The sequence below is a fragment of the Amycolatopsis sp. NPDC043885 genome, from assembly GCF_056435685.1.
The window spans coordinates 162,372-189,056 of sequence record NZ_JBWKEA010000007.1; the positions used below are offsets into that span (position 1 = coordinate 162,372).

General features: G+C 69.5%; 26 protein-coding genes and 1 pseudogene. 20 read left to right on the forward strand and 7 right to left on the reverse strand.

Features of this window, described 5'->3' with window-relative positions:
• The first annotated feature begins 47 nt into the window (after positions 1 to 47).
• The 11 genes from AC069I_RS22120 (at position 48) to AC069I_RS22170 (ending at position 11,732) form a co-directional block, all read left to right on the forward strand.
• Positions 48 to 1,376 carry an MATE family efflux transporter gene (locus AC069I_RS22120; RefSeq protein WP_478227333.1) on the forward strand — a complete coding sequence of 443 codons (1,329 nt, stop codon included), beginning with the start codon at positions 48 to 50 and terminating at the stop codon, positions 1,374 to 1,376.
• 234 nt (positions 1,377 to 1,610) lie between these two features.
• Positions 1,611 to 2,921, forward strand: coding sequence for an MFS transporter (locus AC069I_RS22125; RefSeq protein WP_478227332.1), 1,311 nt, complete (start codon positions 1,611 to 1,613; stop codon positions 2,919 to 2,921).
• Positions 2,922 to 2,950: 29 nt separating this feature from the next.
• The gene (truB, locus tag AC069I_RS22130; RefSeq protein ID WP_478227331.1) at positions 2,951 to 3,874 is read left to right on the forward strand and encodes a tRNA pseudouridine(55) synthase TruB; all 924 of its coding nucleotides are present in this window, start codon (positions 2,951 to 2,953) and stop codon (positions 3,872 to 3,874) included.
• Between the two features lie 149 nt (positions 3,875 to 4,023).
• Positions 4,024 to 4,986, forward strand: coding sequence for a bifunctional riboflavin kinase/FAD synthetase (locus tag AC069I_RS22135; RefSeq protein ID WP_478227330.1), 963 nt, complete (start codon positions 4,024 to 4,026; stop codon positions 4,984 to 4,986).
• A 116-nt stretch (positions 4,987 to 5,102) separates the two neighbouring features.
• The gene (locus AC069I_RS22140; protein ID WP_125675891.1) at positions 5,103 to 5,585 is read left to right on the forward strand and encodes a helix-turn-helix domain-containing protein; all 483 of its coding nucleotides are present in this window, start codon (positions 5,103 to 5,105) and stop codon (positions 5,583 to 5,585) included.
• Between the two features lie 107 nt (positions 5,586 to 5,692).
• Complete coding sequence (gene thpR / locus AC069I_RS22145) at positions 5,693 to 6,202, forward strand: RNA 2',3'-cyclic phosphodiesterase (protein WP_478227329.1); 510 nt, start codon at positions 5,693 to 5,695, stop codon at positions 6,200 to 6,202.
• Positions 6,203 to 6,330: 128 nt separating this feature from the next.
• Positions 6,331 to 6,600 (forward strand): 30S ribosomal protein S15, encoded by a 270-nt coding sequence (gene rpsO / locus AC069I_RS22150; RefSeq protein ID WP_003084034.1) that lies wholly within the window; start codon positions 6,331 to 6,333, stop codon positions 6,598 to 6,600.
• Positions 6,601 to 6,828: 228 nt separating this feature from the next.
• Positions 6,829 to 9,084: a polyribonucleotide nucleotidyltransferase gene (locus AC069I_RS22155; RefSeq protein ID WP_478227328.1), complete on the forward strand. Its 2,256-nt coding sequence runs from the start codon at positions 6,829 to 6,831 to the stop codon at positions 9,082 to 9,084.
• 94 nt (positions 9,085 to 9,178) lie between these two features.
• Positions 9,179 to 10,543: a M16 family metallopeptidase gene (locus AC069I_RS22160; RefSeq protein ID WP_478227327.1), complete on the forward strand. Its 1,365-nt coding sequence runs from the start codon at positions 9,179 to 9,181 to the stop codon at positions 10,541 to 10,543.
• A complete protein-coding gene (gene dapB / locus AC069I_RS22165; protein ID WP_478266311.1) occupies positions 10,540 to 11,286 on the forward strand; it encodes a 4-hydroxy-tetrahydrodipicolinate reductase in 747 nt (248 codons plus the stop codon). Before AC069I_RS22160 ends, dapB begins: the two co-directional genes overlap by 4 nt.
• Complete coding sequence (locus AC069I_RS22170; RefSeq protein WP_340683973.1) at positions 11,283 to 11,732, forward strand: tetratricopeptide repeat protein; 450 nt, start codon at positions 11,283 to 11,285, stop codon at positions 11,730 to 11,732. Before dapB ends, AC069I_RS22170 begins: the two co-directional genes overlap by 4 nt.
• Positions 11,733 to 11,948: 216 nt before the next feature.
• Here AC069I_RS22170 and AC069I_RS22175 read toward each other — a convergent pair whose 3' ends face one another.
• The 3 genes from AC069I_RS22175 to AC069I_RS22185 form a co-directional block, all read right to left on the reverse strand.
• Positions 11,949 to 12,194, reverse strand: coding sequence for a hypothetical protein (locus AC069I_RS22175; protein WP_478266312.1), 246 nt, complete (start codon positions 12,192 to 12,194; stop codon positions 11,949 to 11,951).
• Positions 12,195 to 12,233: 39 nt separating this feature from the next.
• Positions 12,234 to 12,461, reverse strand: coding sequence for a hypothetical protein (locus tag AC069I_RS22180; RefSeq protein ID WP_478266313.1), 228 nt, complete (start codon positions 12,459 to 12,461; stop codon positions 12,234 to 12,236).
• A gap of 110 nt (positions 12,462 to 12,571) precedes the next feature.
• Positions 12,572 to 13,093, reverse strand: coding sequence for a YqaA family protein (locus AC069I_RS22185; protein ID WP_478266314.1), 522 nt, complete (start codon positions 13,091 to 13,093; stop codon positions 12,572 to 12,574).
• 254 nt (positions 13,094 to 13,347) lie between these two features.
• Between AC069I_RS22185 and AC069I_RS22190 the strand changes: the two are divergent.
• A pseudogene (locus AC069I_RS22190) lies at positions 13,348 to 13,650 on the forward strand (GtrA family protein); the annotation flags it as partial.
• A 66-nt stretch (positions 13,651 to 13,716) separates the two neighbouring features.
• On the opposite strand, the gene AC069I_RS22195 reads toward AC069I_RS22190, so the two are convergent.
• A complete protein-coding gene (locus AC069I_RS22195) occupies positions 13,717 to 14,277 on the reverse strand; it encodes an N-acetyltransferase family protein (protein WP_478227323.1) in 561 nt (186 codons plus the stop codon).
• Positions 14,278 to 14,336: 59 nt separating this feature from the next.
• Here AC069I_RS22195 and AC069I_RS22200 point away from each other — a divergent pair, with 59 nt between their 5' ends.
• Both AC069I_RS22200 and AC069I_RS22205 read left to right on the forward strand, forming a co-directional pair.
• Complete coding sequence (locus AC069I_RS22200; protein WP_478235914.1) at positions 14,337 to 15,557, forward strand: winged helix-turn-helix domain-containing protein; 1,221 nt, start codon at positions 14,337 to 14,339, stop codon at positions 15,555 to 15,557.
• Positions 15,558 to 15,665: 108 nt separating this feature from the next.
• A complete protein-coding gene (locus AC069I_RS22205; RefSeq protein ID WP_478266315.1) occupies positions 15,666 to 16,151 on the forward strand; it encodes an HAD domain-containing protein in 486 nt (161 codons plus the stop codon).
• Positions 16,152 to 16,224: 73 nt separating this feature from the next.
• Here the strand turns inward: AC069I_RS22205 and AC069I_RS22210 are convergent, their stop codons facing one another.
• A complete protein-coding gene (locus tag AC069I_RS22210) occupies positions 16,225 to 17,133 on the reverse strand; it encodes a DUF4097 family beta strand repeat-containing protein (RefSeq protein WP_478266316.1) in 909 nt (302 codons plus the stop codon).
• A gap of 10 nt (positions 17,134 to 17,143) precedes the next feature.
• Entirely contained in the window at positions 17,144 to 17,668 is a 525-nt protein-coding gene (locus AC069I_RS22215) for a toxin-antitoxin system HicB family antitoxin (RefSeq protein ID WP_478235912.1), read from the reverse strand.
• Positions 17,669 to 17,801: 133 nt separating this feature from the next.
• Between AC069I_RS22215 and thyX the strand changes: the two genes are divergently transcribed.
• The 6 genes from thyX to AC069I_RS22245 all read left to right on the forward strand — a co-directional run bounded on the left by thyX (position 17,802) and on the right by AC069I_RS22245 (position 25,212).
• A complete protein-coding gene (thyX, locus tag AC069I_RS22220) occupies positions 17,802 to 18,554 on the forward strand; it encodes an FAD-dependent thymidylate synthase (RefSeq protein WP_478227318.1) in 753 nt (250 codons plus the stop codon).
• The gene (locus tag AC069I_RS22225; protein ID WP_478227317.1) at positions 18,554 to 18,946 is read left to right on the forward strand and encodes an ACT domain-containing protein; all 393 of its coding nucleotides are present in this window, start codon (positions 18,554 to 18,556) and stop codon (positions 18,944 to 18,946) included. The genes thyX and AC069I_RS22225 overlap by 1 nt, the downstream gene beginning before the upstream one ends.
• Before the next feature lie 82 nt (positions 18,947 to 19,028).
• The gene (locus tag AC069I_RS22230; RefSeq protein ID WP_478266317.1) at positions 19,029 to 20,528 is read left to right on the forward strand and encodes a serine/threonine-protein kinase; all 1,500 of its coding nucleotides are present in this window, start codon (positions 19,029 to 19,031) and stop codon (positions 20,526 to 20,528) included.
• A gap of 111 nt (positions 20,529 to 20,639) precedes the next feature.
• Entirely contained in the window at positions 20,640 to 21,653 is a 1,014-nt protein-coding gene (dapA, locus tag AC069I_RS22235) for a 4-hydroxy-tetrahydrodipicolinate synthase (protein ID WP_478227315.1), read from the forward strand.
• The gene (locus tag AC069I_RS22240; protein WP_185927423.1) at positions 21,650 to 23,347 is read left to right on the forward strand and encodes a ribonuclease J; all 1,698 of its coding nucleotides are present in this window, start codon (positions 21,650 to 21,652) and stop codon (positions 23,345 to 23,347) included. The genes dapA and AC069I_RS22240 overlap by 4 nt, the downstream gene beginning before the upstream one ends.
• A gap of 317 nt (positions 23,348 to 23,664) precedes the next feature.
• Positions 23,665 to 25,212 (forward strand): VWA domain-containing protein, encoded by a 1,548-nt coding sequence (locus tag AC069I_RS22245; RefSeq protein ID WP_478266318.1) that lies wholly within the window; start codon positions 23,665 to 23,667, stop codon positions 25,210 to 25,212.
• Here AC069I_RS22245 and AC069I_RS22250 read toward each other — a convergent pair.
• Positions 25,142 to 26,551, reverse strand: coding sequence for an amino acid permease (locus AC069I_RS22250; RefSeq protein ID WP_478266319.1), 1,410 nt, complete (start codon positions 26,549 to 26,551; stop codon positions 25,142 to 25,144). The genes AC069I_RS22245 and AC069I_RS22250 overlap by 71 nt on opposite strands.
• Positions 26,552 to 26,685: the final 134 nt, after the last annotated feature.

Here is a 26,685-nt window from a genome sequence, read left to right on the forward strand (position 1 = left end):
GGCCGCCACGGGCTCGCCGGCGTCGCACCTCCGACCTTTAGTCTGCGGTGGTGCCTGAAGCCTCCGAACTCGACGAGCGCGTCCCGCCGAAACGCGTGCTCGGCCTCGCCGTGCCCGCGCTCGGCGTCCTCGCCGCCGAACCGCTGTACGTCCTGGTGGACACGGCCGTCGTCGGCCACCTCGGCGCGCTGCCGCTGGCCGGGCTCGCCGTCGGCGGTGTCGTGCTGTCGCAGGTTTCGAGCCAGCTGACGTTCCTGTCGTACGGCACCACGTCGCGGACCGCGCGGCTGCACGGCGCGGGCCGCCGTGGCGACGCTGTCCGCGAAGGTGTCCAGGCGACCTGGCTGGCGGTGATCGTCGGGCTGGTCGTGATCGTCGCCGGGCAGCTGCTGGCCGCGCCGATCGCCCGGGTGCTTTCCGGCGACGCCGCGATCACCGACGCCGCCGTCTCCTGGCTGCGGATCGCGCTGTTCGGGACGCCGTTCATCCTGATCACGATGGCGGGCAACGGCTGGATGCGCGGCGTCCAGGATTCCGCGAAGCCGTTGCGCTATGTGCTGGCGGGCAACGGGATCTCCGCCGTGCTGTGCCCGGTGCTGGTGTACGGCGCGGACTGGGGGCTGGAAGGGTCGGCGATCGCGAACGTCGTCGCGCAGGTGATCTCGGCGTCGCTGTTCATCGCGGCCCTGGTGCGGGAACGGGTCCCGCTGCGCCCGGAACCGAAGGTGATGCGTGCCCAGCTCGGCCTCGGCCGGGACCTGGTGCTCCGAAGCCTCGCCTTCCAGGCGTGTTTCGTCTCCGCCGCCGCGGTCGCCGCGCGGACGTCCACCGAGGCCGTCGGCGCGCACCAGGTCGTGCTACAGCTGTGGACCTTCCTCGCGCTGGTGCTGGATTCACTCGCGATCGCCGCGCAGTCGCTCGTGGGTGCCGCCCTCGGCGCCGGGGCGAGTGAACGAGCCCGCGGGCTGTCGCGGCAGATCACCGGCTACGGCCTGGTGTTCGGCTGCTTCCTCGGCGTCGTGTTCGCGTCGGTGGCCGGAGTTCTGCCGCAGGTGTTCACTTCGGACGCGGCCGTGCTCGGCCAGATCCCGCACGCGTGGTGGTTCTTCGTCGCGCTGCAACCGATCGCCGGGGTGGTGTTCGCGCTGGACGGTGTCCTGCTCGGCGCCGGGGACGCCGCCTTCCTGCGCAACGCGACCCTGCTGAGTGCGGCGCTGGGGTTCCTGCCGCTGATCTGGCTGTCGCTCGCGTTCGGCTGGGGGCTGGCCGGGATCTGGACCGGGCTCTCGCTGTTCATGCTGCTGCGGCTGGCGACCCTGCTGGTGCGGTGGCGGTCGGGGCAGTGGGCCGTCGAGGGCGCCGTCCGCGCGGCCTGACCTTCCCCCGCGTTTAGTCCTCTGAATGCGGTACTTGCGTGTGCAACTACCGCATTCAGAGGACTAAACGCGGGGGTGGAGCGCCCCTTGACACCGGCAGCCGGGTGAACTGCGGCGTTGTGGCGAAAAGCACCCGGGTAACGGCTATGTTTCGTCATTGCTTACGCGCTACAACTATATGAGGCGGCAGTGCGGGCGTCTCTTCGCCCGAACCGTGCTCAAGGAGGAAATACTGTGACAGGCCGAGCCACCCGCCGGTCCTGGTTCATCTGGTTCGCCGCCGTCACCGTCTATCTCCTCGCCGTCTTCCATCGCACCTCGTTCGGCGTCGCCGGGCTCCAGGCCGCCGACCGCTTCGGTGTCGGCGCGGCCGCGCTCGGCACGTTCACCGTCCTGCAGGTCGGCGTCTACGCCGCGATGCAGATCCCCACCGGCGTCCTCGTCGACCGCTACGGCCCACGACGGGTGCTCACCGGCGCCGTGTTCTTCCTCGGACTCGGCCAGATCCTGCTCGCGGTCGCCGACTCGTACCCGCTCGGCCTGCTCGCCCGCGCCGTCGTCGGCTTCGGTGACGCCCTGACCTTCGTGAGCATCCTGCGGCTGATCGCCGCGCATTTCCCCGGCCGCCAGTACGCCCTGCTCGCCGCGCTGACCGGGGCGATCGGTTACGTCGGCAACCTCGCCGCGACCCTCCCGCTGGGCCTGCTGCTCGACGGCCCCGGCTGGACCTCGACGTTCCTCACCGTCGGCCTGGTGACGGCGCTGTACACCGCCGTCGTCGCCCTCCGCGTCGAAGACACCCCGCGCGGCGTGCCGGAGCCCGTGCGCGAAAAGGTCCATCCGAAGGTGCTGGGCCGCCAGGTCGCCGACGCGTGGCGCACCCCGGGGACCCGGCTGGGCTTCTGGGTCCACTTCAGCACGATGTTCGCCCCCAACGTGCTGACCATGCTGTGGGGTGTCCCGTTCCTGGTGCAGGGCCAGGGATATCCGAAGGCCACCGCGAGTTCGCTGCTGATCGTGTTCGTGTTCGGTTCGATGATCGGCGGACCGGTGATCGGCGGGCTGATCGGACGGCGCCCGTCGCTGCGGATGCCGCTCGTCGGCGGGTACATCGGCGGCGCCGCGGTGATGTGGGCGGTCCTGCTCGGCTGGGGCGGCACGATCCCGGTCGCGGTCCTGGTCCCCGTGTTCGCCTTCCTGTCCCTCGGCGGCCCGGCGTCGATGATCGGTTTCGCGCTGGCGCGGGACTACAACCCGCTCTCGCGCGTCGGCACCGCGACCGGCGTGGTGAACGTCGGCGGATTCGTGGCCACGACGATCTCGGCGCTCGCGGTCGGCGTGCTGCTGGAGTGGACGGGCGGCACGTTCCGCCTGGCGCTGCTGTCGGTGATCGCGGTGCTCGCGTTCGGCACCTTCCGGATGCTCGTGTGGTGGCGGCGCACCCGCGCCGTGCTGTTCGAGGCCGAGGCGCGAGGCGAGGCGATCCCGGTGCAGATCCGGCGCCGCCGTTGGGACGCCGAAGTGCCGATGCCCGTCTCGTCCTAGGCGAAGGCCCGAAAGATAGGGTTCGGCCCGTGTCGCGCCCCAATCAGGCTCAAGCCAAGAAACGTCCCGCTCCGCCGCCCGGTCTCGTCATCGTCGACAAACCGTCCGGGATGACCTCCCACGACGTCGTCGCCAGGGCGCGGCGCTTCATGGGCACCCGCAAGGTCGGGCACGCCGGCACCCTCGACCCGATGGCCACCGGCGTCCTCGTGCTCGGCATCGAACGCGCGACGAAACTCCTCGGCCACCTGGCGCTGGACCGCAAGACCTACCTCGCGACCCTCTCCTTGGGACTGTCCACCACGACCGATGACGCCGAGGGCGAGCCGATCGCCGAAGCCGCGCCGGACGTCGTCGAGAAGATCACCGACGAAGCGATCGCGGCCGGGATCGCCGCGCTGACCGGCGACATCCAGCAGGTGCCGAGCGCGGTCAGCGCGGTCAAGATCGACGGCAAACGCGCGTACGCCCGCGTTCGCGCCGGCGAAGAGGTCGTCATCCCGCCGCGGCCGGTCACCGTGCACCGCTTCGACCTGCTCGCCACGCGCCGCGAGGCGAGCCGGATCGAACTCGACGCCGTCGTCGAATGTTCGTCGGGGACCTACGTCCGCGCGTTGGCCCGCGATCTCGGCGCCGGGCTCGGTGTCGGCGGGCATCTGCTCGCGTTGCGCCGCACCACGGTCGGGCCGTTCACCCTCGCCAAGGCCCGTACCCTCGACCAGCTCGAGGACAAGCCGGAACTGACACTGGACCTCGACGCCGCCGTCGCCGCCGCGTTCCCGCGCCGCGATCTGGACGTCCGCATGGCACAGGCGGTCCGATATGGACAGAGGGTGCCCGCGGCCGGGATCGAGGGCACGTACGGGATGTTCGGACCGGACGGCCGGGTGCTCGCGCTCGCCGCGGACGAAGGCGAACTGGCCCGGTCGGTGGTCGTGTTGCTGCCCGCCTAGGTAGGAGAACTCGTGAGTGGTAAAGACGGTTCTAACCGTCTTTACCACTCACGAGTCAGGGGCCGCTTGGGCGCGAAGCCCGCGAGCGTGCCGCACAGGGCACGGCCTAGGGTGGTGCACGGAGCGGGCCTGAGGAGACGGGGCTAGAAGTGCAGCGTTGGCGTGGTTTGGGTGACCTCCCCGGGAGCTGGGGACGGTGTGTGGTGACGATCGGCGTCTTCGACGGCGTGCACCGCGGTCATCAGGAGCTGATTTCGAGGACGGTCCGCGCCGCCGCCGAACGCGGCGTGCCGAGCGTGGTGCTGACCTTCGATCCCCATCCGTCGGAGGTGATCCGGCCGGGCAGTCATCCGGCGCAGCTGACCACGTTGCGCCGCAAGGCGGAACTGGTCGAGGGCCTGGGGGTGGACGTCTTCTGCGTGCTGCCGTTCACGCTGGAACTGTCGCGGCTGACGGCGCACGAGTTCGTGCACGAGGTGCTGGTGGACAAGCTGCACGCGGCCGCGGTGATCGTGGGGGAGAACTTCACCTTCGGCGCGAAGGCGGCCGGTGACGTCGAACTCCTCCGCACGCTGGGGAAGCGGTTCGGTTTCGTGGCGCAGGGCGCGGAACTGCAAGGGCTGCTCGCCCAGGAGCAGGCGGACAACGACATCACCTTCTCCTCGACCTACGTCCGCTCGTGCATCGACGCCGGAGACGTCGTCGCCGCGTCCGAAGCGCTCGGCAGGCCGCACCGGCTGGAGGGCATCGTCGTCCGGGGCGACGGCCGGGGGCACGATCTCGGGTACCCGACGGCGAACCTTTCGACGCCGCGGTTCGCGGCGGTGCCCGCCGACGGGGTCTACAGCGCCTGGTTCACCCGTTCGTCGGATCCCGGCCGACGGCTGCGTGCCGCCGTGTCGGTCGGCACCAACCCGACCTTCTCGGGGCGGGAACGCACCGTCGAGGCCTTCGTCCTCGACATCGACGAGGATTTCTACGGGCAGCACGTCGCGCTCGATTTCGTCACCAAGCTGCGGGATCAGGTCCGGTTCCCGACGTCGGAGGGGCTGGTGGCGCAGATCGACGAGGACGTCGCCCGTACCAGGGAACTGCTCGGCGGGCAGGACTGACCGGTTCCGGCCTTGGCCGGATGACAATCGACAAACACACCCGCTCACGTGCGTTCCGGTGGCAAGATGTCACGGACCGCGCATGGCGTTCGATGGGGTTAAGGGGAGCGGACCAGGTGGAGGACCACAAGATCGTCCAGCGGAACATCGCGCTGCAGAAGGAGTGGTACGGGGAGCCGCTCGGCGATCGCGTGCGGAGACTGGTCGTCGCCTTCGACATCTCCCAGGCCTTCCTCGCCGAGGTCCTCGGCATCAGCGCGCCCATGCTCAGCCAGGTGATGAGCGGGCGCCGCGCGAAGATCGGGAATCCGGTCGTCCTCGCCAAGATGATCATGCTGGAGCGCAAGGTGCTGGTCCCGGCGGTCGCCGCGGGGGACCGCAAGGCCATGCAGGAGGCCCTTGAGGACGTCCGCGATTCGCGGCCGACGGTGGGCAGGGACAGCATCCCGGTCGGCGCCGTCGCCGACGACCAGGGTGTGCTCGTTGCGCTGCGGGACATCGGTGAGGACGAAGACCTCACCGAAGCCGCGAAGCTGCTCGACGAAGACTTCCCGTCGCTGGCGGACCTGCTGCGCCGCGCCGCGCGGAACGGTTCCTGACGTGACTCGCGTGCTTCGCGACGTGACTCGCGTGCTTGGAGGCGGAACTCACGAGTTCCGCCTCCAAGCACGCGAGTCACGGGTTTGAGCACGCGAGTCACGTGCCTATGACGATCTTCAGCGCGTTGATCCCGCCCGACGAGGTCCTCGACCAGGTAGCCGCCGCGCTCGGCACGCCCGAAGACGGCGATTTCCGCTGGTCGGTGCGAGAGGACTGGCATATCACCCTCGGTTTCCACGGCCAGGACGATCCGGCCGAACGAGGCGACTGGCTCGCCGGGCGGCTGGCCGGCGCGGGGCCGATCGATCTCCGGCTGGAAAAGGCCGCGACATTCCCCGGGGTGCTGTGGTTGAGTGTGTCCGGAACCGGGCTCCACGAGCTGGCCGTGAAGGCCGGCGCGGAGAGCGAAGGCAGGCCGTACGTGGCCCACCTGACACTGGCCCGCTTCCCCCGCGACCGGCCGCGAGCCGCGAGCGCGTGGGAGGAGCGGCTGGCCGGGTTCACCAGTGAGACCTGGACGGCGACCGAGGCCGTTCTGATGAGCAGTGACCGTGAACAGGGCGTTTCGCGTTACCGGGTGATCCGGTCGTACGCGTTGGACCACGCCCGCGCCTGAAGCCGCTGATCACGAGGCTGGTAGCCTTGACGATCGGGTCCGGCTGCAGTCCGTGGCGGCCGTGACCGTCTCACCCGGCGTGAAGACATCGTCCGGGCCGCACGGCACAGATATCTAGGAGCACCACTGTGGCTTTGTCCACCGAAGAGAAGAAGTCGATCCTTGCCGAGTACGGCGTGCACGACTCGGACACCGGATCCCCCGAGGCCCAGGTCGCACTGCTGACCAAGCGCATCGTCGGCCTCACCGAGCACCTCAAGGCTCACAAGCACGACCACCACTCCCGTCGCGGGCTTCTGCTGCTGGTCGGCCGCCGCCGCCGGCTGCTGAACTACGTGATGAAGGTGGACATCGAGCGTTACCGTGCGCTGATCCAGCGTCTCGGCCTCCGCCGATAGCTTGAACCCGAGGGGGAGTGACCACATCGGTCGCTCCCCCTCGGTCTAAGAACACAGGCGCGAGCGCGCACGAGGTACCGTCCGCCGGTCCTCGGTAGTGGTTCCCGGGCAACGGCCCGGGGGCTTCGATCGAAGACCGGCCTCACTCCTCGAGCGTCCGCAGGCGAAACAGGTCCCAGGGTGGGAGACTCGCGCCGTTACAGAGGATCAAAAGAGGAGATACACCCTATGACCGACTCCACCGGAGTCACCGTGCACGAAACCGAAGCCGTGATCGACAACGGCCGTTTCGGCACTCGCACCGTCCGCTTCGAGACCGGCCGTCTGGCCCGTCAGGCCGCCGGTTCCGTCGTCGCGTACCTGGACGAAGAGACCATGCTGCTCTCGGCGACCACCGCGTCGAAGCACCCGAAGGAACACTTCGACTTCTTCCCGCTGACCGTGGACGTCGAGGAGCGCATGTACGCCGCGGGCCGCATCCCCGGCGCGTTCTTCCGTCGTGAGGGCCGCCCGTCGACCGACGCGATCCTCACCGCCCGCCTGATCGACCGCCCGCTGCGCCCGTCGTTCACCGACGGCCTGCGCAACGAGATCCAGGTCGTCATCACCGTCCAGAGCCTCAACCCGGACGACCCGTACGACGTGCTCGCGATCAACGCCGCTTCGGCGTCGACCCAGATCGCCGGTCTGCCGTTCTCCGGTCCGATCGGCGGCGTCCGCGTCGCGCTGATCGAGGACCAGTGGGTCGCGTTCCCGACCTGGAAGCAGCTGGAGCAGGCCACCTTCAACATGGTGGTCGCCGGCCGCATCGTCGGTGACGACGTCGCCATCATGATGGTCGAGGCCGAGGGCACCGAGCAGACCCTCGACCTGATCGCCGCCGGCGGCAAGGCGCCGGACGAGGTCTCGGTCGCCGAGGGCCTCGAAGCCTCGAAGCCGTTCATCAAGGTGCTGTGCGAGGCGCAGCAGCAGCTCGCCGAAGTCGCCGCGAAGCCGACCGGCGAGTTCCCGGTCTACCTCGCCTACGAGCAGGACGCGTTCGACGCCGTCGCCGCCATCGCGACCGACGACCTCGCGAACGCCCTGACCATCGCGGGCAAGCAGGACCGCGACAACGCGACCGACCAGGTCAAGGCCGCGGTGCTGGAGAAGGTCGGCCTCGGCGAGGGCGAAGCCTTCCAGGGCCGTGAGAAGGAGATCGGCGCGGCGTTCAAGGCCCTGTCGAAGAAGATCATGCGCAAGCGCGTCCTCACGGACAAGATCCGCATGGACGGCCGCGGCCTGACCGACATCCGCTCGCTCGCCGCCGAGGTCGCCGTGATCCCGCGGGCGCACGGTTCCGCGCTGTTCGAGCGCGGTGAGACCCAGATCCTGGGCGTCACCACGCTGAACATGCTCCGCATGGAGCAGCAGATCGACTCGCTCTCCCCGGAGACCACGAAGCGGTACCTGCACCACTACAACTTCCCGCCGTTCTCCACCGGCGAGACCGGCCGCGTCGGTTCGCCGAAGCGGCGCGAGATCGGCCACGGCATGCTCGCCGAGCGCGCCCTCGTGCCGGTCCTGCCGAAGCGGGACGAGTTCCCGTACGCGATCCGCCAGGTCTCCGAGGCGCTGGGTTCCAACGGGTCCACCTCGATGGGCTCGGTCTGCGCCTCGACCATGGGTCTGCTGAACGCGGGTGTCCCGCTGAAGGCGCCGGTCGCCGGCATCGCCATGGGCCTCATCTCCGACGAGGTCGACGGCGAGACCCGCTACGTCGCGCTGACCGACATCCTCGGTGCCGAGGACGCCATGGGCGACATGGACTTCAAGGTCGCCGGCACCAAGGACATCATCACCGCGCTGCAGCTGGACACGAAGCTCGACGGCATCCCGTCGGAGGTCCTCGCGGCCGCGCTGAAGCAGGCGAAGGACGCCCGCCTCACCATCCTGGAGGTCATCGCCGAGGCGATCGACGGCCCGGACGAGATGAGCCCGTTCGCCCCGCGCGTCACCAGCGTGAAGATCCCGGTGGACAAGATCGGCGAGGTCATCGGCCCGAAGGGCAAGATGATCAACTCGATCACCGAGGAGACCGGCGCCGACATCTCCATCGAGGACGACGGCACGATCTACGTGGGCGCGGCCGACGGCCCGTCGGCGGAGGCGGCGATCGACAAGATCAACGCCATCGCCAACCCGCAGCTGCCCAAGGTCGGCGAGCGCTTCCTCGGCACCGTGGTGAAGACGGCCGCGTTCGGCGCGTTCGTCTCGCTGCTGCCGGGCAAGGACGGCCTGGTGCACATCTCGAAGCTGGGCAACGGCAAGCGGATCGCCAAGGTCGAGGACGTGGTCAACGTGGGCGACAAGCTCCGCGTCGAGATCGCCGACATCGACAACCGCGGCAAGATCAGCCTGATCGTGGTCCAGGAAGAAGACTCGGCGGACGCCAAGGCCGCCGACGGCGACAAGGCCGAGGCTCCGAAGGCCGACGCCCAGTAATCCTGGCTAGACCGATGTGAAACGTCAGGAAAGGGTCGTTCAGGACAGTTTTCGTCCTGAACGACCCTTTCCTGACATGTGAGTAAGGAATCCGTTGGCTCGTCAGGTTCCCGGGCACGAACAGCCCGTCGGCAGCACCCGCACGCTGGAGTCCACTTCGGACGGTGCGGTGGTCAAGCGCAGTGTGCTGGCCGGTGGCCTCCGGGTCATCACCGAGCACGTCCCCGCCTCTCGTTCGGCGACGGTCGGGCTGTGGGTCGGGGTCGGATCGCGTGACGAGCCGTCGTCGGTCGAGGGCGCGGCGCACTACCTCGAACACCTGCTGTTCAAGGGCACCACGAACCGGGACGCCACCCAGATCGCCGAGGAGATCGACGCGGTCGGCGGGGAGTTCAACGCGTTCACCGCGAAGGAGCACACCTGCTACTACGCGCAGGTGCTCGACGAGGATCTGCCGCTCGCGATGGACCTCGTCACCGACGTCGTGTTCGAGGCCCTGTGCACGGACAAGGACGTCGAGACCGAGCGCAGTGTCGTGCTCGAAGAGATCTCGATGCGTGACGACGACCCCGAAGACCTGCTGCACGAGACGTTCGTCGGCGCGATCCTGGGCAACCACGCGCTGGGCCGCCCCGTGCTCGGCAGCGAGAAGTCCATCGTCGAGATGTCCGCTTCGGCGTTGCGCGGGTTCTACCGGCGCCGCTACACCCTGCCGCGGATGGTGCTCGCGGTCGCCGGGAACATCGAGCACACCCAGGTGCTTCGCTTGGTGCGCAAGGCTTTGCGGACCAAGCTGATCGGGACGGCGACGCCCGTGCCGCCGCGCGGCGGGCGGGCACGGATCGCGATGGCGCCGAAACTCGCGCTGCACACCGACGACACCGAGCAGGCGCATGTGATGCTCGGCCTGCGTTCGCTGTCGCGGCACGACGACCGCCGGTTCGCGCAGTCGGTGCTCAACGCCGCGCTCGGCGGCGGGATGAGCTCGCGCCTGTTCCAGGAGGTCCGGGAGAAGCGGGGGCTGGCGTACCAGGTGTACTCGTCCGTCGCGAGCTACGCCGACACAGGGCACATGGCCGTCTACGCGGGCTGCCAGCCCGAGAAGCTCGGCGAGGTCGCCGGGGTGATCCGCGAGGTGCTCGAACTCGTCGGCAAGGACGGGCTGAGCGAAGCCGAGGTCGCGCGGGCGAAGGGCCAGTTGCGGGGCGGGCTCGTGCTCGGCCTCGAGGACACCTCGTCGCGGATGTCGCGCATCGGCAAGAACGAACTGAACTACGGCCGCTACCTCGGCGTCGACGACACGGTGGCGCGGATCGACGCCGTCACCACCGACGAGGTCTGTGCGCTCGCTCGCACTCTGCTGGCCCGTCCTGGTGGCGTCTCGGCGGCGGCGGTGGTCGGGCCGTACGCTCACGCCGACGACCTTCCGGACGATCTGCACGAGGTGATCGCATCATGACCGCTGGAATTCGCGTCGGCGTGCTGGGCGCACGCGGCCGGATGGGCCAGGAAGTGGTCAACGCCGTCAACGGCGCCGACGACATGGAACTCGTCGCCGCGCTCGACGCCGGTGACGACTTCTCGGCGCTCAAGCAGGCTCAGGTCGTCGTCGACTTCACCCACCCCGAAGCGGTGATGGACAACCTCGAGTTCCTGACCGGCAATGGGATCCACGCCGTGGTCGGCACCACCGGGTTCAGCGAAGAGCGGCTGGAAAAGCTGCGCTCGTGGCTCGCGGCCGACCCGTCGCTCGGCGTGCTGATCGCGCCGAACTTCGCGCTCGGCGCGGTGCTGGCCATGCGGTTCGCCCAGCAGGCGGCGCGGTTCTACAACTCGGCCGAGGTCATCGAGCTGCACCACAACCGCAAGGCCGACGCGCCTTCCGGCACCGCCGCGCACACCGCGCGGCTGATCGGCGAAGCCCGCGCGGAAGCCGGTCTCACGCCGGGCGAAGACGCGACGACGTCCGAAGTGGACGGTGCCCGCGGCGCACTCGTCGACGACGTCCGCGTGCACTCGGTCCGGCTGCCCGGACTGGTGGCGCACGAGGAGATCCTGTTCGGCGGCGAGGGGGAGACCCTGACCATCCGGCACGATTCCCTGCACCGCACGTCGTTCATGCCGGGTGTGCTGCTCGGCGTGCGTTCGGTGCTCACGCAGCCCGGCCTCACGGTCGGTCTCGAGAACATCCTCGACCTGTGAGGGCCCGCAACTTCGCGCTGGTGATGACGGCGGCGCTCGCCGTTTACGTCGTCCTGCTGGCGGGCCGGGGCATCGCGCTGGTGCGCACCGGGGAGACGGTGCCGGTGCTCTTCGGCGTCGGGGTCCTGCTGCTGCCGCTGCTCGGGATCTGGATCATCGTGACCACCTGGCGTTCCGGCGTCCAGATCCAGCGGCTTTCGCGGCGGCTGGACGAGGAAGGCGGCCTGCCCGACGTCTCCGATCTGCCCCGGCGGCCTTCGGGCCGGGTGGATCGCGACGCCGCCGACGCCTGGTTCGACGAACGCCGCGCCGAAGTCGAGGCCGACCAGGAGAACTGGCGCGTCTGGTACCGGCTGGCGTACGCGTACGAGATCGCCGGCGACCGGAAGCGCGCCCGTGCCACGATGCGGCGCGCCGTCGAACTCGAAGCCGCCTCGCGCAACTAGTCACCTGATTGCGGGGGCCGGTGGCCTGGGCTGTCCGTCTGGGGCATCAGGCCAGATCGCAGCCTTCATTTCGGGTACCTTCGCGCTTATTTACCGGCCAGGTGTCGCAGTTACGTGAGGGCTTTAGTGCCTCGTAACTTCGGTTGATCATGGCCTGGGAGCTGGGCTTTGGGGGCCTTCACGGACCTGATCGAGGTCAGCCGCAGCTACGCGCAATTAGTCCTCTGAATGCGCAGGCTCGATTCCGAGGACGGGCAGGCATTCGCGAACGGCGACCAGTTCGATGTCGTCCCGGCGCCGCCAGTGTTCGCGGAGCAGCCGCCACTGCTTGATCTGCGCGGGCTCACCGCGCCGGGTGTCCCAGGTGACGCCGTTCGAGGCGTGGTTGTCGAAGAAGGCGTCGCTGGACGACTCGCGGGCTCCGATCCCCTCGAAGGCAAGATGCAGCACTGCCTGCCGCATCTCCTTGCCCAGGCCGCGGCCACGCAGGTCCGGACTGAGTCAGGAGAACGTGGTGACCGTGCCGAACGTGGCGAAGTCGGTGCCGATCAGATCCTGCATGCCCACCGGCTCCCCGTCGACGACCACGACGAAGTACAGCCGCCACTGGCTCTCGCTCACCCGGCCCCGGCCCAGCCAGATGCCGCGTAGCCGGCGCCATTCGCGCTCCGGGCTTGTCTTCGTAGAGCGAGGCCGGATCGTCGAACGGCCACGGGGTTCGGTGACCACGCCCCTGCGGACCGTCGGGATCAACCGCTCCAGGTGGATACGCGGACGAAGTCGGCACGGGCGAAGACACTAGGGGGCGGCCGCCATGGCGCGCATCACAATATCGGTGCTCAGTAGTGGAACCAGCCCGCGAACAGGGCGGGGGAGGCGGCCAGCAGGCTGAACCGCAGCCAGCGGCCGAGGAAACCGGTGGCCAGAAACGTCGCCAGCGGCATCCGCACCAGCCCCGCGAGGACACTCGTGGCCATGTACGGCGGCAGGCCGACGACCGAGCTCACCCCGTACGTGCCCGCCATCCAATGCGGATGCCGATGGCACCGTTCGCGCAGTGCGTCGAGCCGGGCGCGCATCTTCTTGGTGCGCGCCCGCCATCTTTCCCGGCGCGGGGTGGGCGGCCGCTCCCGGTGCAGGCGGTCGTGCAGCGGTTTCGGGAGTTTGATCGTGCCCTTCGCGGCGAGGTAGTAGAGCGTCTTCCCGCCCACCTGACCGGCCGCGACGATGGCGCCGAGCAGCAGCCACGGCATCGTCGGCTGGCTCGCGCACAGGCCGATGAGGAACATCTCGATGCTGACGACGGGGAGGATCGCGGAACCGAAGGCGAGGCCGAACGACAGGAGCAACCAGCCCACCATCGTTGCCTCCCCGTTATCTTCGTTCTCTCCAAGCTATCAGCTGAAAACCAGGACGCACTGGGGCCAGCCCCCGTTCCCGGCTTCCGGGCCGCACCAGAAGATCACCTGTTCGTCGGCTCTCGGCCACCTGCCGCTGCCATGCTGGAGCCGTGGCCGACGTGCACGACGCGGTCCGCGGAAAGGGTTTCGCGGATCGCTTCGCCGACTTCTGCGCGGCCGTGGTGCGGCGCCTCCCCTTCGGGCTTTCCCGGCTGGTGGCGCCGAGTTTCCTCGGTTTCGCGCTCATCAACGGGTTCACCTTCGGGGTCGACCTGATCCTGCTGACCCTGCTTCGCGGCTGGCTCGGCCTGCCGGTGTGGCTGGCGATCACGCTCGCGTACGCGACGGCGTTCGGGCTGAGTTTCGTGCTGAACCGCAGCATGAACTTCCGCTCGCACGCGCCCGTCGGCAGGCAGGCGGTGCTGTACGTCATCGCGATCGTCATCAACTACGTGGCGTTCCTGCTCGGCGTCGGGGCCGGGCTGGCCGCGCTGGGCGTCGACTACCGCCTCTCCCGGCTCATCGCCGGGGCGTGCGAAGGCGTCTTCATGTACTCGGTGATGCGCTGGGTCGTGTTCGCGAAGTCAGGGAGTGAGCTCGAGCTCGAGGCCTCCGGTGAGCCGGACTTCGCGCACGTTCGTGCTTCCGGTGTCGAGGATGCGGACGGTTCCGTCGGGCGACCAGCCCGCGCGGCGGAAGAAGCCCAGTGACGCGTGATCGGTCTGGGCGACCCAGCTGATCCCGCGCGTGGCGCCGTCCTCGCGCAGCCAGGCGGACGCGTTCGCCAGCAGCCGTCCCGCGTGCCCGCGCCGTCCCCACCGCGGCTCGACCAGCAGCGAGGCGATGAGCGCCGTCGTCGAAGCGTCGTCTGGCAGCGAACCGTCGGCGGTGGCCACCTCGCTCTCCGGAGCGCGGCCGGCGACGCAGAAGCCGACGGTGAACTCGCCTTCGGTGGCGAGGAAGACGCGCGTGCCCGGGTACTCGATCGTTTCCGCCCAGGTCTTCTCGAGCTCCTCGATGTCGAGCCCGGCGACAGCCGCTTCGCCGAGCAACTCCGTGTAGGCGCTTCGCCAGGTGTCGCGTTGGATGCGCGCGATTTCGGGGGCGTCGGACACGACTGCTGGGCGGACTTCGGCGGCGGCCATGCTGCGCAGATTAGCGGTGCGGCCGAAAACTGTCGGTGGTGGATGGCAGCATGCGAACGATGAGCACTACGACCATCAGCGGGCCGGTCGCGCGCCGGATCGCGCTGGCCGCACAGGGGTTCGCCGAGGCACGTCCGGGCGGAGCGGTGACAAGGCGACATCTGCAGCGCGTGCTGTCCCGAATCCAGTTGCTGCAACTGGATTCGGTGAACGTCGCGGTCCGCGCGCACTACATGCCGCTGTTCTCCCGGCTCGGCGCGTACGACTCCGCGCTGGTGGACGACGCGGCCTGGTCCCATTCCGCGCGCAAACCCCGGCTGCTGGTCGAATCCTGGGCGCACGAGGCGAGCCTGCTGCCGGTGGCGGACTGGCCGCTCCTGCGGTCAGGGGCGAAACGCATGGGCTGGTGGACGAACTACGCCCGGGTACTGGAGCAGACGCCCCAACTGGTTGACGACATCCTCACCGTCGTCAAGGAACACGGACCGATCGGCGCGGGCGGTATCGAGCGTGCGCTGGAGAGCGACTCGGGTCGTGGCAAACCCGGTTCGTGGTGGGAGCGGTCGGAAGTCAAGAAGGCCTGCGAGTGGCTCTTCGGCATGGGGCAGCTGACCACCGGCACGCGCCGGTCGTTCGAGCGGCTGTACGACCTGACCGAACGCGTCGTCCCGCCGGAGATCCTGTCGCGGACCGTGAGCCCGGAGGAAGGCGCCCGCGAACTGATCACACGCGCGGCCGTCGCGCTGGGCATCGGCACCGAACCGGATCTGCGGGACTACTACCGGCTGGGCCCCGACGTCAGTAAGCGGGCGGTGGCGGAACTGGTCGAGGAGGGTGTGCTGGAACCGGTGACCGTGGACGGCTGGCCCGCCCCGGCGTACCGGCACTTCGCGGCGAAGGCGCCGCGGTCGGTCACCGGCCGGGCCCTGCTGTCGCCGTTCGACCCGCTGATCTGGGAACGCGCCCGCACCGAGCGCATCTTCGACTTCTTCTACCGCATCGAGATCTACGTGCCCGAGCCGAAGCGGATCTACGGGTACTACGTGTTCCCGTTCCTGCTCGACGGCGAACTCGTCGGCCGGGTCGACCTCAAGGCCGACCGTGCCGCCGGGGTGCTTCGCGTCCAGGGCGCCTTCGCCGAGCCTGGGGTGGATGTCGCGCGGGTCGCCAGTGAGCTGGCCGGCGAGCTGCGGCTGATGGCGGAATGGCAGGGGCTGGACGGGGTCGCGGTGGGGGAGCGGGGCGATCTCGCTCCGGTGCTTTCGCGCCTCGTGCGCTGAAGTGACCGAGCTCGTTGATGAAGGATTCGGGACACTCAACGTCCCAAATCCTTCATCGACGGCCGATTCGTGAGTGAAGGTCACGGCGCCCTCAGGCATCATGGCCCGATGCGGCCGGTCCTTTTCCTCGACGTCGACGGCCCGCTGAACCCGTTCGCCGCCAAGCCCAAACCGCCGGGATTCGTCGAGCACAAGTTCCGGATCCGGGGCTGGAGCCGACGGCATCCACTGCGGATGTGGCTCAACCCAGGCCACGGGACGGCGCTGCTCGACGCGGCCGGGGACGCGGAGCTGGTCTGGGCGACCACCTGGGGGCACCAGGCGAACACCATGGTGGGTCCGGCCATCGGCCTGCCCACGCTTCCCGCCGTGGACTGCGCGAACGTCGACAGCGGCTGGAAGTTCGACGCCGTCGCCCGTTACGCCGGGCCGCGCCCTCTCGTCTGGCTCGATGACGATTTCGACCTACATCCCACCGCCAGGGACGCGTTCCTTTCCCGGCGGGACGGGATGGTCACGCACCTGGTGCGGGTCGATCCGCGCACGGGTATCACCGATGTCCATCTGGCGGCCCTTCGAACGCACTTGAAATGAGCGAGGGACCTTCGCTCCCACCCCCGTGGAAAAGTGAGAGCAAAGGTCCCTCGATCCCCCTGCGGCCCGCGGCTCAGCTGGCCGCGCTGGTCACCACCGCGTCGCCGGTGCCGGTGCGCGCCCGCACCTTCAGCGAGACCTCCGAAGGCGCGGTCTCCGCGACTTCCAGTTCGCTCGACACCGAACCGGTCGTCGACGAAAGGTCGATCTCGGCCTGAACGCCGCCGCGGATCCCGACGCGGACCTCACCCGATCCGGTGGTCAGCTCCAGCGTCCCGGAGGCGGCGTCCGCCACCGAGAGGGAGCCGCTGCCGGTGCGCGCCAGGACCTCGCCCGCGACCTCGCCGAGCCAGACGTCACCCGTGCCGGTCGCGAGCGTGGCCGAACCGCTCACCGAGGCGGCCTCGACGGAGCCGCTACCGGTGCGCAGCTGGAGACCCGAGAGGGTCGGCCCGAGTTTGATGTCGCCGGTGCCGGTGCGGACGATCGCCGAACCGTCGGCCCGTTCGAGGCCGATCTTGCCGGCGCCGGTCATGAGGTCGGCCCGCCCGGCGGAGCCGGTGACCGTGACGTCGGCCGCCCCGGCCCGCACCTCCAGGTGCGAACCGGCGGGCGCCCGGACGGTCATGGCGAGCGGGACGTTCTTCAGCTGCCAGGCCTTCGGCGCCTGGACGACCAGCCGGTTGCCGACCTTCTCGATCCGAGTCTGCGCCACGGCGTCGCCCGCCGACCCGGCCGGCGAACCGCCGAGCTGGTCGCCGAAGCGTTCCCCGACCCAGCTGAGCAGGCTCGTCATCCCGTCCACCCACGGCTGCTGTTCGCCGCCGTCCCGGCGGACCTCGGCGTGGACGCCGTTCTCGCCGGTCAGTTCGATGGTCACCCGGCCGATGGCCACGCTCACGTCGATCTCGATCGGGCCCTCGGCCTGGAAGTCCTCGACGCGCACGGTCTCTTCACCGGCGGGAATGCTTTCCTCGGTCATTTCCGTCCCCTCAGCCCTGGACCCAGCCGTGCAGGTGGGAACCGGCACCGCCGCCCGGCTTCTGCTTGTAGTGCCAGTGCTCGCTTCCGCTCTTGCCCAGCGCTCCCTGAACGGCCTGCGAGACGAACGTGTTCAGCGAGACACCCTGAGCGGCGGCCGCCGCCTCGGCCTGGCCCTTGACCTGCTCGAACAGGCGCAGCGTGATGCGGGTGATGTCGCCCGTGTCCACCTTGGGCGCACGCGGGGCCTCCCGCGGTGCCTCCTGTCGGGGCGGGGACTGCTCGGCGCTCTCGGCCGAGCCGGTGACGACGACGCGCACGTCGCGGCCGTCGAGCCGGACGTCGACGACGTGCCCCGGCAGCGCGGAGGTCACTTCGGCGGCCAGGTCGGCGAGGGCGTTCATGATGGTCAGGCGGGCGGCGGGCTCCAGCGCCGACGACAGCAGCGCGGCAGCGCGCCGCGTCTGCTCGTCGCCGGCCGAAGCCGTGTTCGCGAGGTCCTCGCGAAGGCTTGTGATGTACGGCGTCAGATCCATGACACCACTATGACGTCATTTCTGATGTCAGTCAAGGAGGGCATGACGTCACCGTGATGTCGCCCCGGCGTCAAAGAGGGTTGCGGTTACGCTGCCCGGAGTCGTGGAGCAAGGGTCGTAAAGGAGTGCGAACGTGGCCGAGACCGTGTCACCCAAGGTTCAACTGATCGCGAAGACGGAGTTCTTCCCGCCGTCGGACGTACCGTGGTCGACCGATGCCGACGGTGGTGAGGCGCTGGCCGAATTCGCGGGCCGGGCCTGCTACCAGTCCTGGAAGAAGCCGAACCCGAAGACGGCCACCAACGCCGGCTACCTCGAGCACATCATCGACGTCGGCCACCTTTCGGTGCTGGAGCACGGATCCGTCAGCTTCTACATCACCGGGATCTCGCGCTCGCTGACGCACGAGCTGATCCGCCACCGGCACTTCTCCTACTCGCAGCTTTCGCAGCGTTACGTGCCGGAGCGCGACGCCGCGTTCGTCGAGCCCGACGTCATCGCGCATGACCCGGAGCTGCACGCGAAGTTCCTCGCCGCCTCGCAGGCCGCCGTCGACGCCTACACCGAGCTGCTCGCCGGGCTGGAGGAGAAGTTCGCCGACGTCCCGAGCGCGACGCTGCGCCGCAAGCAGGCCCGCCAGGCCGCCCGCGCCGTGCTGCCGAACGCGACCGAGACCCGCATCGTGGTCACCGGCAACTACCGCGCCTGGCGGCACTTCATCGCGATGCGGGCCACCGAGCACGCCGACGTCGAGATCCGCGCCCTGGCCATCGAATGCCTGCGTGAGCTGCAGAAGGCTTCGAGCAACGTGTTCGCGGACTTCACCATCTCCGCGCTGCCCGACGGCACCGAGGTCGCGTCCAGCCCGAAGGTTCTCGAGGGCTGATGCGACGCCTCGCGATCGACGTCCGGCCCGGCGAGTACGCGGTCGCCCGCCTCGCCCCGGACGCGCCGGTTCCGGCGAACCTGCTCGACCCCGGCGAGCCCGTGCTCGTCTCTCTCACACGGACGCCGGAGGAGTTGTCGGTGATCTGCCCGGCCGGTCTCGCGCCGGCCGGCGCCACCGTCGAGGACGGCTGGCGGCTGCTGTCGGTCCGCGGGCCGCTGGCCTTCACGCTGACCGGCATCATCGCGGCGCTGTCGAGCGAACTGGCCGCCGCCGGGGTGGCGCTGTTCTCGATGTCCACCTTCGACACCGACCACGTGCTGGTCCGGGCCTCGGAGCTGGAGCGCGCGGTGAAGGCGCTCCGGGAAGCCGGGCACGAGGTCACGGTCTGATTCACCAGCCGGGCGAAGGAACCTTTCGGAGCGCGAACGGGTCCGAGTTAGCATCCTGCGCGAATCGAAGGAGCACCGAACCTTGACCGACGAACAGACCCGTCCGTACGGGCCGCCCCAGCAGACGCATCAGGCCGCCGGCGCGCGGATCGTCGCCGGCCGATACGCCCTGCTGGGCGAGCTCGGCCGCGGCGGGATGGGCATCGTCTGGCGCGCGCAGGATCAGGTGATCGGCCGTCAGGTGGCGATCAAGGAGCTGAAGTTCCCGAACGCTCCCGAGGACGCCTCGGTGCTGACGGAGCGGATGCTGCGCGAGGTCCGCTCCGCCGGGCGCCTCAACGACCCGGCCGTCGTCACCGTGTACGACGTCGTCACCGAGAACGGCGCCACCTACATCGTGATGGAACTGGTCGAGGCGCCGACGCTGGCCGACCTGGTGCGCGACCGTGGCCCGCTGCCCGCCCAGCAGATCGCGCTGGTGGGGGAGCGGGTGTTGTCCGCGCTGCGGGCCGCGCACGCCGCCGGGATCGTGCACCGCGACGTCAAACCCGCGAACATCATGGTCGCGCCGGACGGCCGGGTGAAACTCACCGACTTCGGCATCGCGCACGCCGCCGACGACCCGCGCCTGACCACCAGCGGCATGATCGTCGGCTCGCCCGCGTTCATGGCGCCGGAACGGGTCGAGGGCCGTGACGCGATGCCCGAATCCGACCTCTGGTCGCTGGGTACGACGCTGTTCTTCGCCGCGGAAGGCATCGTCGCGTTCGAACGGTCGACCACCGCGGCGACCCTGCACGCCATCATGACCGAGGCCCCGTACCTGACCCGGGTCCAGGGCCCGCTGGCCGCCGCGATCCTCGGCCTGCTGGTCACCAAGCCCGAAGCGCGCATGTCGTACGACCAGGTGCGCAGCCTGCTCGCGGCCGCGCAGGGCGTGCAGGCCCAGCCGACGCCGCCCTCGGGCGGCACGGCGATGCTGCAGCCCGGCCAGCCGATGACCCGGCTCGCCCCGGCCCCGGCGAAGCGCAACCTGCGTCCGCTGTGGCTGAGCCTGGCCGCGGTCGCCGTGATCGGCGCGCTGGTCGGCGGGATCTTCCTCGGCCGGTGGATGGCCGCGCCGGAGGGGAACAACCAGGCCCAGCCCACCCTGACCTACGGCATCAACGGGCAGGTCAAACTCGGTTCCTCCGGAGACTGCTACAACGTTCCCCTCATCGAGGGCGTCAACCTGAACGACGGCATCAGCTGCGACAAGGACCACCTGCTGGAGGTCTTCGCCAAGGGCAGCCTGCTCGACGTCCAGTCGTCTTCGGACGACGACGCCCAGGTCGCGGTGTATCCCGGCGCGGACGCGGTCAACCGGATCGCCGAGTCGCTCTGCTCGGCGGCCTTCAATTCGAACGTCGTGCCCGGGGCACAGCGGGCCTCGCTGACCTGGCGGGCCGTCGTGCCGACCGAAGCCGAATGGAACCGGCCGCCCAACGAGGAGGACCGGAACTATTCGCGCGGCTTCCTCTGCCTGCTCGCCAAGACCGACGGCAGCCAGATCCCCGCTCAGATCACGACCAAGGTCAAATAGCTCACAGAGAGTTTGCGCCGAGCTCGCCTTTGTCGCGGAAAATTTACCGTGATTCTCGGGAACGACCACGTCGGCAAGGGGTTCGGCGCTCGCAGGAGGTACCTTCACAGCATGTCCACTCCACCTACCGCAGCGCCGGGAAGACCGTTCGGGCGCGTGCTCACCGCGATGGCCACCCCCTTCGACGCCGACGGCGCGCTGGACCTGAAGCGGGCGCAGGAGCTGGCCGAACACCTCGTGGAACTGGGCAACGACGGTCTCGTCGTGAACGGCACGACCGGGGAGAGCCCCACCACGACCGACGCCGAGAAGGCCGAGCTGGTCCGCGCCGTCGTCGAGGCCGTCGGTGACCGCGCGACGATCGTCGCCGGGGCGGGCACGAACAACACCGCGCACAGCATCGAGCAGGCGAAGCAGGCCGAAGCGGCGGGCGCCCACGGCATCCTCGTCGTCACGCCGTACTACTCGCGGCCCAGCCAGGCCGGGCTCTACGCGCACTTCACCACGGTCGCCGACGCCACCGGGCTGCCGGTGATGCTCTACGACATCCCGCCGCGCTCGATCGTCCCCATCGAGGTCGACACGCTGCTGCGGCTGGCCGAGCACCCCCGCATCCTCGCGGTCAAGGACGCCAAGGGTGACCTGATCGCCGGCTCCGAGGTCATCGCGAACACCCAGCTCGCCTACTACTCCGGTGACGACGGCCTCAACCTCCCGTGGGTGTCCGTCGGCGGCGCCGGTGTGGTCAGCGTGATCGGGCACGTCGTGGCGGGCCGCATCCGCGGCATGATGGACGCCTACGAGTCCGGCGACACCTCCACCGCGCGCACCAACCACCGCGGCATGCTGCCGGTCCTGCGGGCGATGTCCCGCGTCGGCGGCGTCGCGTTCTCGAAGGCGGCCCTGCGGCTGCGCGGCTTCGACATCGGCGACCCGCGGCTGCCCATCGTGGCCGCGAACGACGAGCAGCTCCAGGCGATTTCCGCGGATCTCGCCCAGGGGGGCGTGCCGCTCGGGGAAAGCGCCGCCAGTGACTGGCATGGTGCACGAGTGGCACAAGCAGATTCAGCGGCGGCCTATACGGCGCCGACTTCACATACCAGCGTAGGGACCATGCCTCGGTGAGTTCATTGCCAACCGGACCCGGACCGACCACCCCGCCGCCCGCGTTGCCCGAAGGCGCCTTGCGCGTGGTCGCGCTCGGCGGGATCGGCGAAGTCGGCCGCAACATGACCGTCTTCGAGTTCGGCGGCCGTCTGCTGATCGTCGACTGCGGGGTGCTCTTCCCCGAAGACGACCAGCCCGGCGTCGACCTGATCCTGCCCGACTTCCGCGCGATCGAAGACCGCCTCGAGGACATCGACGGCCTCGTCCTCACCCACGGGCACGAGGACCACATCGGCGCCGTCCCGTTCCTGCTGCGGCTGGTCCCGGACCTGAAGATCTACGGCTCCCGGTTCACGAACGCGCTGCTCGCGGCGAAGGCCAAGGAACACCGGCAGCGGCCGAACCTGATCGAGGTCCGCGAGGGCGAGCGACGCAAGGTCGGCGAGTTCGACCTCGAGTTCTTCGCGGTCAACCACTCGATCCCGGACGCGCTCGCGGTGGCCATCCGCACGCCGGCGGGTGTCGTGCTGCACACCGGTGACATCAAGCTCGACCAGCTCCCGCTCGACGGCAGGCTGACCGACCTCGCCGGGTTCTCCCGGCTCGGCGACGAGGGCGTGGACCTGTTCTGCGTCGACTCGACCAACGCCGAGGTGCCCGGGTTCGTCATGCCGGAACGCGACATCGGCCCGGTGCTCGACGACGTCGTCCGCAAGGTCGGCCAGCGCGTCATCGTCGCCTGCTTCGCGAGCCACGTGCATCGCGTCCAGCAGGTGCTCGACGCCGCCGTCCGGCATGGCCGCCGGGTCGCGTTCGTCGGCCGGTCGATGGTCCGGAACATGGGCATCGCCGCCGACCTCGGGTTGCTGAACGTGCCCGACGGCCTGCTGGTCAACCTCGACCAGGCGGGCGACCTGCCCGAGAGCAAGGTGCTGTTCGTGTCGACCGGTTCGCAGGGCGAGCCGCTGTCGGCGCTGTCGCGGATGGCGCGCGGCGAGCACCGGCAGATCTCGATCCGCGCCGGCGACACCGTCGTGCTGGCCAGCTCGATGATCCCGGGCAACGAGACCGCGGTTTTCGGCGTCGTCAACGGCCTCACGCGGCTCGGCGCGAACGTCGTGCACCAGGGCAACGCCAAGGTGCACGTGTCCGGGCACGCGTCGGCGGGCGAACTGCTGTACCTGTACAACGCGGTGCGCCCCAGCAACGTCATGCCGGTGCACGGCGAATGGAAGCACCTGCGTGCCAACGGCGAACTGGCCGTGCGCACCGGTGTCGCGCCGGAGAACGTGGTCATCGCCGAGGACGGCGTCGTGGTCGACCTCGTCGACGGCAAGGCCACGCGGACCGGACGGGTCGAGGTCGGGCACGTGTACGTCGACGGCCTCTCGGTCGGCGACGTCGGCGAGTCGACCTTGTCCGACCGGCTCGTGCTGGGTGAAGGCGGTTTCATCGCCATCACCGTCGCCGTCGACACCAGCACCGGCCGCGCGGTGACCCGCCCGACGGTGTCCGGACGCGGGTTCTCCGACGACCCGAAGGCGCTCGACGCCGTGCTCCCGATGGTGGAGATGGAACTCGCCAGGACCGAGGCCGAGGGCATCACCGACACGCACCGCATCGCGCAGGCCGTGCGCCGCGTCGTCGGCCGCTGGGTCGCCGACACCTACCGGCGCCGTCCGATGATCGTGCCGACGGTCATCCCCGTCTAAAAGCTCGTGAGTGGTAAGGACGGTTCTAACCGTCCTTACCACTCACGAGGCGCGAAGCGAGCAGCAGGGCGAAGGCGACCGTGATCGCTTGACCGAACAGGGCGTTGCGGGCTTTGCGCTGTTCCGCACGGGTGGGCCGGTTCATCACGAATTCCCCCGATTTCGAGTGCTTTCCTTACCGGGCAAGTGTTCCGCGACCCGCGTCGGGGCACCTCCCGCCTCGGTGGGGTTTTTCTACGCCGAAAGTCGCAGCCTTCCCCTAGGGGTGCTCGCGGCGTACCCTCGGACGCTCCTCGAGCCCCATGCCGGGAGAGTCGATGGGACGCCACGCCACCACCCGGAACCGAAGACGGATGCTGATCCCGTTGCTGGCGGCCGTGCTCGGCGCGGCCACGTGGGTGGCGGTGGCCATGGCGAGGTCCGAACCCGCCTGCGAGCCCGTGCGGGTGGTCGTCGCCGCGTCGCCCGACCTCGCCCCCGCGGTCACCGAAGCCGCCCGGGTCCTCGATCTCGCCTGCGTAGCCTTCGACGTGCAGTCCCGGGAATCCGTCCAAGTGGCGGAAGAGCTGTCCGGAACCGCGCCCAAGCCCCAAGCCTGGATCCCGTCCTCGACGCTCTTCCTCAGGCGAGCCGACGGTGTTCCCGCCTCAGGCCCGTCGATCGCCAGTTCGCCGGTGGTGCTCGCGGTCGCGGAGCCGGTCGCGCGGGCGCTCGGCTGGCCGCGCAAGTCGCCGACCTGGCCGGAAGTACTCGGCCACGCCGGAATCGTCGCGGGAATGCCGGATCCGGTACGCGATCCCGCCGGGGTTTCCGCACTGGTGGCACTCCGCGAGGTCACGAAGGACGCCTCGGATCCGGCCGCCGCGTACGTCGCTTTGCTGCGGAAGTTTTCCGCCACCACGTCCGGCGCGACGGTGTTCCCCGCGGCGGAGAACGCGGTGCTACGGCACAACTCCGGGCTTTCCGAAGGCAAGACTGCGCTGGTGGCCGTGTACTCGCCCGCCGTTCCAGCGCTCGACTACCCGTTCGTCGAGGTCGCGGGGGCGACCCCGCAGCAGGGCGAAGCCGTCGCGGAACTGAAACGCACCCTGCTCTACGGTGCCGCGACGGGCCCGCGGTCCGAGCTGCGTGCCCCTGGCGGGCAAGCGTTGCGGCTCACCGAAACCGATCGACGCGTCGAGACTCAAGGCCAGCGCAGCGCCGAGATCCCGGCCGCCGAGGAGGTCGCCAAAGCGCTCAGTCAGTGGGCCGGGGTGAACGCGAGCGCTCGGGTCCAGGTGTTGATCGACGTGTCCGGCTCGATGAGCGCGCCGGTCCCGGGAACCGGCAAGTCCCGCCTGCGGATCACGCTGGAGGCGGCGGAGAACGCTTTGCATCTGTTCAGATCCACGTCACAGGTCCGTTTTCTGGCCTTCGCGACCAAAGTGGACGGTGAGCGGGACTACCGGGAGATCCTGCCGATGGCGCCGGTCCGGCAGCAGTTGGCCGCCGTCGACCGGTTGCGCGCCGTCCGCGCCGTGCCGGACGGGCAGACCGGGCTCTACGACAGCGTCCTCGACCTCTACCGGCTCGCGCACGAGGAATGGGAGCGGGGGAAGCTGAATCTCGTCATCGTGATGACCGACGGCCGCAACACCGATCCCGGTGGCATCAGCCGCGAGAACCTGGTGGCGGAGCTGGGAAAGCTGAGCGACCGGGACCACCCGGTGCCGTTGATCGCCATCGGGATCGGGCCGGAGGCCGACGAGGCCGAGCTCCGTCAGCTCGTCGCGCCCGCCGGCGGCCAGGTGTTCCTCAGCCGTGATCCCGCGAAGATCGGAGAGGTGTTTTACGGCGCTCTCGGCCGGATCGCCGGCGTTGGATGAAGTAGACGCCGAGGATCACCGCCAGGCTGACCAGGCTCAGGTACAGCTGAGCCCGCGTGTCCGCGTCCACGAACAGCATCGACGCGACCACGGCCAGCGTCCCGGCGAGCGTGAGCCTGCTCAGCCACGGGTAGCCCCACATACGCAGCTTCAGCCGTTCCGGCGCTTCGGCTTCCAGGCGGCGCCGCATCCGGAGCTGTGAGCCGGCGATGATCGCGTAGACGAACAGCGCGACCGCCCCGGCGGAGTTGATGATGAAGTAGAAGATCTTGTCCGGGGAAACGAAGTTCATCACCACGGCCACGTAGCCGACCGAGGTGGACACCAGGATCGCCTTCCACGGCACGCCGCGCCGGTTCGTGTCCGCGACCCATTTCGGCGCCCAGCCGTTGCCGCGCAACGCGAACAGCATGCGGGAAGCGGTGTACAGCCCCGAATTCAGCACCGACAGCACGGCGGTCAGCACCACCGCGCTGACCACCGTCTCGGCGGCGGGGATGCCGAACCGGCCGAACGCGGCGGCGAACGGGCTCGTCGTGGTCGGGATGTCGCGCCAGCCGGTGATCATCACCAGCAGTGTCACGGAGCCGACGTAGAACACGATGACCCGCCAGACGATCGACGAGGTCGCCTTGCGCACGGCCGTTTCGGGCTGCCGCGATTCGGCGGCGGCGATGGTGACGATCTCCGCGCCGAAGTAGGAGAAGATCACGATCACCACTCCGTGCACCACCGAGAACGGGCCGTTGGCCAGGAAACCGTCCTGCGCGATGTTGCCGACCGAGAACGAGCCGCCGGGCCACGCCCCGAGCACGAACAGGATGCCCACCACGAGGAACACCACGATCGTGGCGATCTTGACCGACGCGAGCCAGAACTCCGTCTCCCCGAACGAGCGGGCGGAGGCGAGGTTGGTCGCGGTCAGCAGCAGCATCAGCACGAGCGAGAAGATCCATTGCGGCACAACGGGAATCCACGTCTGCAGGATCTTCGCCCCGGCGACGGCCTCGAACGCGACCACGCCGACCCAGAAGTACCAGTACAGCCAGCCGACGGTGAAACCCGCCCAGCCGCCGAGCGAGGTCCGCGCGTATTCCATGAAGGAACCCTGTGACGGCGCGGCCGTCGCCATCTCGCCCAGCATCCGCATCACCAGCACGACGATCAGGCCGCCGATGGCGTAGGAGAGGACGGCCGCCGGGCCGACGGTGTGGATCACCGCGCCGCTGCCGATGAACAGGCTCGCGCCGATGATGCCGCCGAGCGCGATCATCCGGACGTGGCGCTGCCGCAGGTCCGGGCGCAGACCCGCCCGTTCGGTCGTGGTCTCTGCGCCCATTCGCGGTGACCTCCTGACGGAGTGACGGCGGATCGCGGGATTGTCGCACCGTGAGCCCGGGAGGAAAAGTGTTTGCGCAACCCCCGGTGAACAGGCCGATGCGGACTCTGCCAACCTAGGCACCTCCACCGCGT